This window comes from Desulfobotulus alkaliphilus, from assembly GCF_007830435.1.
GTDB classification, from domain to species: Bacteria; Desulfobacterota; Desulfobacteria; order Desulfobacterales; family ASO4-4; genus Desulfobotulus; species Desulfobotulus alkaliphilus.
In genome coordinates this window covers 124,160-134,751 of the sequence record NZ_VLLC01000010.1, presented here as the reverse complement: position 1 = coordinate 134,751, position 10,592 = coordinate 124,160, and the positions used below count along the sequence as shown (strand labels likewise).

Below are 10,592 nucleotides of genomic sequence, written 5' to 3'. Positions count from 1 at the left end.
AGTATCTTCCTGTGCTTCAGGTGTTTCATCCCCCAGGTCAAGATCAAAGGATATGTCTTCCTTTTCCTGTTCACCGATTTTATCTTCAGGCAACTGTTCCATGTCCAGATCCAAATTAAAGGATATGTCTTCCTCTCCCTTGGTATCGGGTTCTGTCTCCCAAGCGGAATTCTGATTTTTGAGGCTGTCTTCAACAATTGGGGATATGGCTTCCGTATCGGGGAAACCAATTTTATTTTCAGGGAGAACAGGAATGTCCACAGAAGGAAGGACCGTTTCTTCCGGCAGATCGTCCAGTGGCAGGGGCGCAAGATCGGGAAGAGAACCGAAGGATTGTTCAGGGCTTTCTGGTATGTCCGGATCTTTTATGGCTGGAGTCGGGGCAGCATGGAGGGGTTTTTGAATATCATCAATATTCAGCAGATCATCTTCCGGCTCGCTGACAGGAGGTTCCGGATCCCGAAAGGCGGTGAATACGTGCCGACATCTGGCGCATCGTACCTTGGTGCCCGTGGGTTGAATATAATGATCGTCAAGTTGGAATCGGGCGGCGCAGGCCTCGCACGTGATGATCATGCGGCTTTCCTCTCCTTAGGATTGAATATGGTAGATGGCTGGCAGGTGGCGATATTTCTCAGCGTAGTCAATGCCATATCCCACAATGAAGCCTTCCTGAATGGTGTGGCAGACATAGTCCAGGGGAACATTGTTTTCCCTGCGTTCGTGCTTATCCAGAAGGGTGCAGATTTTTACGGATACCGCCCCCCGGTTTTCCAGATGTTTGATCAGATGGCTGAGGGTGAGTCCTGTGTCAACAATATCTTCCACAAGAACCACATGGGCCCCGTCAAGGTTAAGGTCCACATCCTTGGTGATCAGAACATGGCCGGAAGACATTTTTTCTTTTCCGTAGCTGGAAGCACCGATGAAATCAATGGTGCAGGGAATGGAAATCTGGCGGACAAGATCTGCAAGGAATATAAAGGCTCCCTTTAGTACGCCGATCATGATCAGGTTTTTTCCTTCGTGGTCTTCGGAAATTTTTTGAGCCACCGCTTTGATTCGGGTATGAATCTGCTCTTCGGAAAGTACGGGCGTGAGTTCGGTCATGAAAAATAGAATCCTTACAGGTCTTTGTATATTTTTTTATACATTTTTTTAATCTACAAAGAAAAAAATATCCGGAATCTGGCAGAAAGTCAACCGATCTGCCGGATTCCGGTGGATTTTTGAAAAAAGATAAGTTTTTAAAGGCCCGTATTTTTGAGTTTTCTGATCAGTTCTTTTTGTTCGCTGCTTAAGTCTCTGGGCATGCTGACGAGGATATTGATGTAAAGATCTCCCCTTTGATCCGGGTTCTGCATCTTCGGAAGTCCCCGGTTTGGAATGCGCATCCGGGTTTTATGCTGGGTGCCGGGGGATACGCTGATTTCCAGCTCCTTGCCCTCCAGGGTAGGGACACGAATCCGGGTTCCCAGCAGAACGTCCGTCAGCCCGATGGGGTGGTCAATGAAAAGATCCTGACCTTCATGGCGGAAAACGGGGTCCGGAATCAAAGATGCCTGAATATAAAGATCACCGGGAGGGCCGCCTCCGGGGCTGGGGTTGCCTTTGCCCGCAAGACGGATTTTTTTACCCGGCAGCATGCCCTTGGGAATACGGACCTGCAGTTGTTCGTTTTGCCCCTGTATGGAGAAGCTGATGGTTTTCCGGGCACCCTCGGCCATTTCCCTTAAGGTGAGGGGAAGCTGATATACCCTGTCCTGTCCTTTTACCGGTGCATGGTGAAAACGGGCACCTCCGTTGCGGGTACCGCCAAAAAAGGAAGTAAAGCCTGAGCCGCCAAAACCGAATTCACGGAAAATATCCGAAAAATCGAAATTTCGGAAAATATCTTCCTGACTGTAGCGTTGCTGAAAGCCTGCGGAGCCATACATATCATACTGCTGTCTTTTTTCAGGGTCACTTAAAACAGCATAGGCTTCACTGATTTTTTTGAAGGTGGCTTCCGCACCGGGATCATCGGGATTTTTATCCGGGTGGTGCTTTACGGCCAGCTTACGATAGGCCTTTTTTATTTCTTCCGTACTCGCTTTTCGGTCCACACCGAGAATTTTATAATAATCCGAATTGCCCATGGTTCCTCTCAGATGGTTATCTTTTTGGTATAATAGTCTTTTTTTATCGGAAAAAAGATAGAGTTTTTTTTGAAAGTGTCAAGATTTGCAGCCTTCTGCTGCCCTTGTCGGGACTTTATGTTTTTTTTCCAAGGCGATCCAGCCGCAGGCGGTCCCTGCCATCGGAAAGCCGCTTTGCACCGGCACCAACGGCGAAGATCGTGCCGAAACCCGCCCCGCCTGCAATGAGAAACATGATAAGAATTTGATATTTTACGGCTTCCATGGGCGGAGCACCGGCAAGGATCTGGCCGGTCATCATGCCGGGAAGGCTGACAATACCGGCAACACTCATGGCATTGATAATGGGGATCAGTCCGCTGCGTATGCTGTCCCTGCGGATATCTGAAACCGCTTCGGAAAATTTCTGGCCGAGCATCAGACGGGTTTCAATGACGGCTTTTTTTTCCCAGACGGTCTGGGTGAGTCTGTCCAGCCCGATGGCAATTCCCGTCATGGTGTTGCCCAGAATCATTCCCAGCAGGGGAATGGCGTACTGGGGAGCATACCACGGATCTTTGCCAATAATGGCGATGAGGGCAAAGAGGGTAATGAGAAAAGAGGAGAGGCACATGGCAGAGGTGCCGATGCCGAAGCCCCATATACCCGAAAAACGGTAGGATTGCCGACGCATCACTTCCCAGCCCGCAGTGGCGAGCATAAAAAGGGCCATGAGGGCAATAAGGCCGGGATTTACAAGATCAAAGATAAATTTCAGTACAAAACCCAGCAGGGAAAGCTGGAGCACCGTGCGCAGGGCAGCTACCATCAGCTGACGGCCGATGTTCAGGCGCAAAAGCAGGGAGAGACCTGCATTGATGAAAATCAGGATCCCTGCCAGTGCCAGATCAAATGGAGAGAGTGTTACCATGCAAACTCCTTCAATACAGAACCTTGCCTGTTCCGGTAAGCCTGCCGTCTTCCAGTTTGCAGAGGGTATGGCAGACCCGGCGCAACTGCTCAGGATCGTGGCTGATCCATACCACGGCAGCCCGGGTTTTCTCCATGTATGCCAGAATGAAATTTTCGGCGGCTTCTGTGTTACGCCTGTCCAGATTGGCTGTGGGTTCATCCAGCAGCAGCACTTCAGGCCGGTGAATCAGGATACGCAGCAGGGCAAGCCGTTGTCTTTCACCACTGGAAAGACGATGAATTTCCCAGTTTCCGACATCCGGTGAAAAACCAAGGGCAGCGGCATTTTCTTCGGGAAACCCTGAGGGAAAATGCTCGCCTGCCGTATGGAACCACCACTGGCTTTCTGCAGGCATCAGGGCGACTTTCTTACGCCATTCCGGGCCTGAGAACCTGTGGTGGGGGGTGTCCTTCAGGAAGAGATCGCCAGAAAAGGGTTCCATATCCGCAAAGGCCCGCATAAGGATGCTTTTGCCAGCTCCCGAAGGGCCGGATATTCCGGCACACTCCCCGGCCCTGAGTGAAAGGGAGAGGGGGCCGATGTGATGAATTCTGATATTTCGGGCAGAGAACATGGCATATCCTCAGGCTGAAGCCGGTATTTTTTTCAATGCCACCCGGATCAGCGCAAGGGCTGCCGGTGTAATGCCTTCCATGCGGGAAGCCTGCCCCAGTGTCCTCGGACGGATTTGCTGCAGTTTGGCACTGAGTTCAGCAGAAAGGCCGGGCAGACCTTCATAGGAGAAATCCTCAGGGATGCGGATTTTTTCAAGGTCCCGGAAGCGCTCAGCCTCCTGCATCTGTCTTTGGATATAGCCCTCATATTTGATGCCGATTTCCACCTGTTGCCTGACCCGTTCGTGCAGGGGTTCTTCGGGCGGTGCCAGGGCTTCGATGCAGGTATAGTCCAGCTCCGCCCTTTTAAGCAGCTGATCCAGCGGGACACCGTTTTTCAGCTCCGAAGATCCTTTTTCCCCAAGAAAGGGGTTGGCAGCAGCAGGGCCAACATGGATGCTGCGGATACGCTGAATTTCAAGTTCTGTCCGGCGGCGGTATTCCTTCACCCGCTCCACACCGACCTTATCCACCAGCCCCAGTTCATGGCCCTTTTCCGCAAGGCGCAGATCCGCATTGTCCTCCCGGAGCAGGAGGCGGTACTCTGCCCTTGAGGTGAACATGCGGTAGGGTTCTATGGTCCCCCGGGTAACCAGATCATCCACCATAACGGCCATGTAGGCCTCGGATCTGTCCGGCAGAAAGGGCGGGCGGCCCTGAATTCTGCATGCGGCATTGATGCCGGCCCAGATGCCCTGGGCGGCGGCTTCCTCGTACCCGGAGGTGCCGTTGATCTGGCCTGCCAGAAAAAGCCCTTTTACGCTTTTCGTCTCCAGGGTGGGCTGAAGCTGCACGGGGTCCACATAGTCATACTCTATGGCATAACCGGGTCTGATGATATCCGCTTCTTCCAGTCCGGGAACACTGCGGACAAAGGAGATTTGCACATCCATGGGCAGGCTGTTGCCCAGCCCGCTGGCATAGATTTCATCCGTGTCAATGCCTTCGGGTTCAAGGATCACCTGATGGGTTTTTCTGTCGGGAAATTTTACGGCCTTGTCTTCAAAGGAAGGACAGTAGCGGGCGGATACTCCCTGAATGCGGCCGGAATAGAGGGGGGATCTGTCCAGATTGGCCAGCACGATTTCCCTGTTTTTTTCGCTGGTGTGTCCGATCCAGCTGGGAAGCTGGGGCAGAGCAGAAGGACTCAGGGATGAAAAGGAAAAGGGTCTGGGGTCACTGTCTGCGGTGTGGAGGGTAAATTTGGAAAAATCAATGGAGTTTTTTTTGAGTCTGGGGGGGGTGCCAGTTTTCATGCGTCCCAGAGACAGGCCCAGTTTTTTCAGGCTGGCAGACAGGCCGTAGGCGGCAAATTCACCGGCCCTTCCTGCTTCCATGGAGCGAAGGCCGATGTGTACCCTGCCGGAAAGAAAGGTACCCGTGGCAAGGATGACGCAGCTGGCCCTGTATTCAAATCCCGTCTGGTCCATCACACCGGCAATGCGGCCGTCTTCCACCAGAAGGTCTTCAATCAGGGCCTGACGGAGATCCAGTCCGGGACATTTTTCCACCACCTGTTTCATGGCCCTGTGGTAGCGGTTTTTATCGTTCTGGGTGCGGGTGGACCATACTGCCGGTCCTTTTTTGGTATTCAGGGTTTTATACTGGATGGCGGTGAGATCGCTGATTTTTGCCATTTCTCCGCCAAGGGCGTCCACTTCCCTTACCAGATGCCCCTTGGCTGTGCCGCCGATGGAGGGGCTGCAGGGCATGGATGCCAGTTTGTCCAGATCAATGGCAAAGAGACAGGTGCGGCATCCCATGCGGGCGGCGGCCAGTGCGGCTTCGCAGCCTGCATGACCGGCACCGATGACAAGGATATCATATGCAGGTATATGGGACATGGTTTTCTGGTGATCTCCCCTGTGCTGTGGTATCTGAATTTTCATACGGTCGGGGCAAAGTGTCTTTGCCCTGTCCCTTTGCTGTATAAGGCCCTGAGCTGAGAGCTTAAAAAAACATTAAAGTATAAGACCCTGTAGCTATCCGGGTCAAGGAGTGTTTCAGATGCGTCAGAATCATGCCCGTTTTTATGATCTTAATGCCTTTTTAAGAAATCATTTCGGGGAAAGGGTGCAGAAAATCAGTGTGGATGCGGGCATGAACTGCCCGAACCGGGATGGTCTTCTGGGAACCGGAGGATGCATTTACTGCAACCCCCGGGGGTCAGGAACAGGTGCTCTGGGGGCGGGGAAAAGTATCAGGGAGCAGATTCTTGAGGGAAAGCGCAATATGGGCAGGCGCTACAAGGCCAGAAAATTCATGGCCTATTTCCAGAGTTATACCAATACCTATGCCCCTGTGGAAAGGCTGAAGGCCATCTGGGATGAGGCCCTGTCCGTGGAGGGGGTGGTGGGGCTTGCCATTGGTACGCGTCCGGACTGTGTCAGTGAAGAGGTGCTGGATCTGCTGGAAAGCTATGTGAAAAAGGGTATTCTGGTCTGGATTGAGTACGGACTGCAGAGCGTGCATGATAAAACCCTTACCCTCATCGGCAGGGGCCATGATTTTGCATCCTTTGAAAAGGCTGTGGCCATGACCCGTGGCCGGGGGATTTTCATCTGCGTGCATGTGATTCTGGGACTGCCCGGTGAAGATGATGCCATAATGCAGGAAAGTGCGAGGGTTCTGGCATCCATGGGTATTGATGGGGTGAAAATTCATCTGCTCTATGTGGTGAGGGGAACCCCGTTGGAGGCCCTGTACAGGTCAGGAAATTATGTCTGCATGGAAGAGGAGGCCTATGTGAGGGCGGTTTGTGATTTTCTGGAGATTCTTCCGGCAAGCATGGTCATCCAGCGCCTGACCGGAGATCCCCATGGGGATGAGCTTGTGGCACCGCTCTGGGCCATGGAAAAGGAAAAAACCCGCAATGCCATTCTGGCGCGTCTGGAAAAAAGAAATACCCGGCAGGGGAGCCGGTATGCTTTTTAACTTTGTTTTTTTGTAACTGTTCAGCACCGTTTTTCATATCATACCTGCAAGACAGATGCATAGGCTCCAGGCTATTTGCCCGTGACGCAATCCGGCACTCAAGCTGAAAAGCTCAAGCCCTTTACGGGAGCAAAAGTGCTTCAAGGATCTTGAGTGCCGGATTCGGGAGCTTCTTGCCCTGTGCGGAGGCGGCAAAACCTCCCCGCCACAGGCAGGATAAGCTTTTTGATTACCATAGCAGGCTTAAGTACGCTGCCTTTGTGGCGGCTCAGACAGTTTGCCGCTTTTTATTAGCACTCCGGCACTCAAGCCTGAAAAGGCTGCATCGTTTACATTATTGGCTTTGACTTTTTGGCTTGAGTGCCGGACAAAGCTCTAATCCGAAACGATTGCAATGTCACTTTCAAATAGCCTCGGAGCCTTGCAACAGTACGAAGCTGCTGCAATTACAGTATTGGCAGTTCGAAATAAATTGTTCTGAATAATTACGTTTTTTTAAAAGAGCCCGCTTGCGGCTTTTTTCCTTCCGGGTTATGCTCTCCCATTAACATTCATTCATGCAGTTATTCCATGGGCTAGGGGGTGTTTTCCGGCCTGTCCGGATAATGGAGGTTTTCATGGGCCACAACAGCCTTAAAGGCTGTATCCGTTTCTGTCTGATCATGCTGGTATTCAGTCTGGCAGCCCCGGCGGCTCAGGCCCTTTCCGTTGCCTGGGGCGGGAGCTGGAAAACCCTTCAGAGTGAGCATTTTGAAATTCACTTTGAAGATGGGTTTCAGGATATGGCCCGGCGCTGTCTTGCCATTGCAGAAGGTGTACACAGGGAGCTTCTTCCCTTTTTCGGGTCCGGGCCTGCAAACCGGACGCATATTGTATTGTCCGATGATACGGATTTTTCCAATGGATGGGCCACGGTTCTGCCCTATGGCCGGATCCGGCTTTTTGTTTCGGCACCCTCCGATCCCGGAAGTCTTGAGAGTTATGACGAATGGCTGCATCTTCTGATCCGCCATGAGTATGTGCATATCCTTCATATGGAAATGGGACGGGGAACCGTAAATACGGGCAGGAAGATTTTTGGTCGTTTCCCCCTGCTTTTTCCCCATGTTCTGACCCCGGTTTTTCTGCTGGAGGGTATGGCCGTTTACTTTGAGTCCGATGCGGTCGCCGGCTATGGCAGGCTGCAGGGCAGCCATTATGCTGCCCAGATGGCCCTTGAGGTAAGAAACGGAAACTGGAAGGATCTGCAGGAAGTGGTGATTCCCCTGCGGAACTGGCCCATTAACAAGGCCTATCTGTACGGAGCCTTTTTTATTGAGTACCTGATTTCCGTGTACGGTGAAGATGCTGTGTCTGAGTTTCTTTATCGCCAGAGCGGGGAACTGATTCCCTTTTTCACACTGAATTCTCAGGCAAAGCGGGTGTTTGGCAAAAACTTCACCGCTCTGTGGGAAGATTTCAGGCTGGCCATGGAAGAACGCTTTGCTGACACGGATTCGGGCGGGCAGGGAATGGAGGGCAGGATGCTGCCCTCGGGGGATTTTTTTCTTCAGGTGGCTGCCACGTCAGGAGATGGGTTTTTCCTTGTGGAAGACAGCGGGAAGGATAGGCGCAGACTTTTCCGGTATGCGGGAAAGGAGCGGGAACCGATGATGGCCCTGCGGCCCCTCAGCGATATGGATGTGAGCGAAGGGGGGCGCCTTGCCGTCTCCCGTGTTCTGAGGGGTGCGGATGGCCGGGTGTTCCATGATATATTTATTTATACGCCGGAAATGGGATGGGATAGGCTTACCCGGAATCAGCGTTTCAGCAGGGTACGCTGGATGCCCTGCGGTGAGCGTCTTCTGGTCAGCCGACAGCGGGCAGGTCTGAGTGAGCTGTATTTTCTTGATCTGGAAGGGAATATGCGGCTTCTCTGGCGTGGAAATCAAGGGGAGGTTCTGGGAGCCTTTGGTCCCGATGTCACAGGAGGGTGGCTGGTGGCAGGGCTGAAGCGTGCCGGGCAGGGCTGGAATCTGGAAATGATGGACCTTGGTACGGGCAGATGGCAGAGGCTGACGGACACCCCTTCCATGGAGAATGAGCCTTCTTTTATGCCGGATGGACGGGTTCTTTTTTCAGCGGATTATGGCGGTATTTATAATGTCTATGCCATGGATACGGACACGGGGATGCTGGAGCAGTGGACCCGCTCATCCGGTGGTGCCTTCAGGCCCCGTTTTGCCGGGAGCAAGGGGCTGTATTATCAGGTTTATACGGCAGACGGTTTCAGGCTCCTGCGGGTGGAGGATCCTGTTGCCCTGAAGGTCTTTTCCGTGGAAGATGTGGCGGATGAAAAATTTTTCCCCTTTCTTTTTGATGAAGCAGTGAATCTGGAGCCGGAAAGAAAATATACTCCCCTTAAAACCCTGAGGCCCCGGTACTGGTTTCCCGTATGGCTTTTCAATGAAGATACGGAACAGCTGGGTTTCGAGACCCATGGCAGTGATGCCCTGGACCGGCACAGCTATGGTCTTGTGACCACCTATGATGTAAAAAATGACCTTGTAAACGGCAGTTTTGTCTATGCCTGTGATAACCGCTGGCTTTTATTTCTGGACAGGAGCCATCGTTTTGGTGAGCTGAAGATACATGAAACCTCTTTTGATTATATCCTCAGGGAAGACCGGGTGACCCTGCAGCGCAACCATCTTTTGAATTTCTTTGAGGACAGACTGTCTGTCCATGGAGGCCTCGTCCATGAGCGGGACACCCTGGTGGATACGCCGTCCCTTTTATTAAGGGGGCCCGTGGAATCAAATCTGGCCGGAATGGCTCTGACCTTCAGGGATGAGGAATACTATATCCATGTACCTGGTATCGGATGGGGTTTTTACGGCGAGCTGATTGCAGAAAGCAATGATATTCTGGACAGCGACTACAAAGGGGCTGTGGTGCAGGGCGCCATGCGGAAAATATGGAATCTTCCGGGTTCCCGCACCCTTGGCCTGCGCCTTGCCGGGGGCTATGCGGACAGGGAAGCAAAGCCTTTCCGCATCGGTGGAACCCGGACAGGAGAAGAGATGAGGCTTTTTGGAAGGAATGAGGCGGTCCTGCGGGGCTATCCCCGTTCCGTTCAGACGGGAAACATCTGTGCGTCCCAGCGTCTGAGTCTTTCTTCCCTGCTTTTTCGGGTTGAAAGAAACTGGTCCCTGATGCCCTTTGGCATGGGGGATGTTTCCGGAAGCCTTCATGTGGATTCAGGGAGTGCCTGGGATGAGGGCATGTCCATGCGTCAACTGACCGGGGCAGGCCTTGAGCTTCAAGTGGAGCTGGTGCTGGGCTATCATTTCAGGGCTCCCCTTGTGCTCGGATATGCCCGTGGACTGGATTCGGATTTGGGAGAAGACCAGTTTTACACGGCTCTGGGTTTTTCCTTTTAAACTGTGAATGAAATTTGTAGCTGTTTATACTCTGCGTGGTCATTCTTGATACATGGGGCATTCTTGAAACGATATTGTAGGGGCAGGCCCCCGTGCCTGCCCTGGCTTGGGTAACCACGGGGGCCTGCCCCTACAGAAAACCCATTATTATTTCACGGTTGACCGCTTGGAGTATAACGCAGTTTTTCTTCGTTAAATCGAATACATTTAAGCTGGTGTATAGACAACCGGACCATTTGTTCGTGACGCAATCTTATTCGGGAGTTTCTTGTCCTGTGCGGAAGCGGCAAAACCTCCCCGCCACAGGCAGGATAAGCTTTTTGATTACCATAGCAGACTTCAGCACGCTGCCTTGTGGCGGGTCAGACAGTTTGCCGCTTTTTTCGCACAGGCCTGCGAAACTCTGATCCGAAACGATTGCAATGTCACTCACAAACAGCCCGATTGTCTTTAGTCGGGGCCAATGTTTTGAAATTAATATGTAATCTTGCATGTGTAAATATTCTGAATGATTACCAAAATTTTTAGCTGA

The 10,592-nt window shown here is 52.2% G+C and carries 8 protein-coding genes; 2 read left to right on the top strand and 6 right to left on the bottom strand.

Going from position 1 to position 10,592, the window contains the following annotated elements; all coding sequences use genetic code 11:
• From LZ24_RS07960 to mnmG, 6 genes are all read right to left on the bottom strand, one after another.
• Nucleotides 1-576: zinc-ribbon domain-containing protein (locus tag LZ24_RS07960; protein WP_186443000.1), on the bottom strand; the 576-nt coding region annotated here is incomplete at its 3' end.
• 15 nt (nucleotides 577-591) lie between these two features.
• Entirely contained in the window at nucleotides 592-1,110 is a 519-nt protein-coding gene (gene hpt / locus LZ24_RS07955) for a hypoxanthine phosphoribosyltransferase (RefSeq protein WP_144684320.1), read from the bottom strand.
• Between the two features lie 137 nt (nucleotides 1,111-1,247).
• Nucleotides 1,248-2,138 (bottom strand): DnaJ C-terminal domain-containing protein, encoded by an 891-nt coding sequence (locus LZ24_RS07950; RefSeq protein WP_144684318.1) that lies wholly within the window; start codon nucleotides 2,136-2,138, stop codon nucleotides 1,248-1,250.
• Between the two features lie 115 nt (nucleotides 2,139-2,253).
• Nucleotides 2,254-3,048, bottom strand: coding sequence for an ABC transporter permease (locus LZ24_RS07945; protein ID WP_144684316.1), 795 nt, complete (start codon nucleotides 3,046-3,048; stop codon nucleotides 2,254-2,256).
• Between the two features lie 10 nt (nucleotides 3,049-3,058).
• Complete coding sequence (locus LZ24_RS07940) at nucleotides 3,059-3,664, bottom strand: ABC transporter ATP-binding protein (protein ID WP_144684314.1); 606 nt, start codon at nucleotides 3,662-3,664, stop codon at nucleotides 3,059-3,061.
• A gap of 9 nt (nucleotides 3,665-3,673) precedes the next feature.
• Nucleotides 3,674-5,548: a tRNA uridine-5-carboxymethylaminomethyl(34) synthesis enzyme MnmG gene (gene mnmG / locus LZ24_RS07935; protein ID WP_144684312.1), complete on the bottom strand. Its 1,875-nt coding sequence runs from the start codon at nucleotides 5,546-5,548 to the stop codon at nucleotides 3,674-3,676.
• A 163-nt stretch (nucleotides 5,549-5,711) separates the two neighbouring features.
• Here mnmG and LZ24_RS07930 point away from each other — a divergent pair, with 163 nt between their 5' ends.
• Together LZ24_RS07930 and LZ24_RS07925 are read left to right on the top strand one after the other, a co-directional pair.
• Nucleotides 5,712-6,638 (top strand): TIGR01212 family radical SAM protein, encoded by a 927-nt coding sequence (locus LZ24_RS07930; RefSeq protein ID WP_144684310.1) that lies wholly within the window; start codon nucleotides 5,712-5,714, stop codon nucleotides 6,636-6,638.
• A 617-nt stretch (nucleotides 6,639-7,255) separates the two neighbouring features.
• Nucleotides 7,256-10,060, top strand: a complete 2,805-nt coding sequence (locus LZ24_RS07925; protein WP_144684308.1) for a hypothetical protein — start codon at nucleotides 7,256-7,258, stop codon at nucleotides 10,058-10,060.
• Nucleotides 10,061-10,592 lie beyond the last annotated feature (532 nt).

Excerpts from the sequence above, each read along its gene's own strand:
- hpt (WP_144684320.1), bottom strand. The coding sequence starts at position 1,110 with ATGACCGAACTCACGCCCGTACTTTCCGAAGAGCAGATTCATACCCGA.
- LZ24_RS07940 (WP_144684314.1), bottom strand. The coding sequence starts at position 3,664 with ATGTTCTCTGCCCGAAATATCAGAATTCATCACATCGGCCCCCTCTCC.
- LZ24_RS07945 (WP_144684316.1), bottom strand. The coding sequence starts at position 3,048 with ATGGTAACACTCTCTCCATTTGATCTGGCACTGGCAGGGATCCTGATT.
- mnmG (WP_144684312.1), bottom strand. The coding sequence starts at position 5,548 with ATGTCCCATATACCTGCATATGATATCCTTGTCATCGGTGCCGGTCAT.
- LZ24_RS07930 (WP_144684310.1), top strand. The coding sequence starts at position 5,712 with ATGCGTCAGAATCATGCCCGTTTTTATGATCTTAATGCCTTTTTAAGA.
- LZ24_RS07950 (WP_144684318.1), bottom strand. The coding sequence starts at position 2,138 with ATGGGCAATTCGGATTATTATAAAATTCTCGGTGTGGACCGAAAAGCG.
- LZ24_RS07925 (WP_144684308.1), top strand. The coding sequence starts at position 7,256 with ATGGGCCACAACAGCCTTAAAGGCTGTATCCGTTTCTGTCTGATCATG.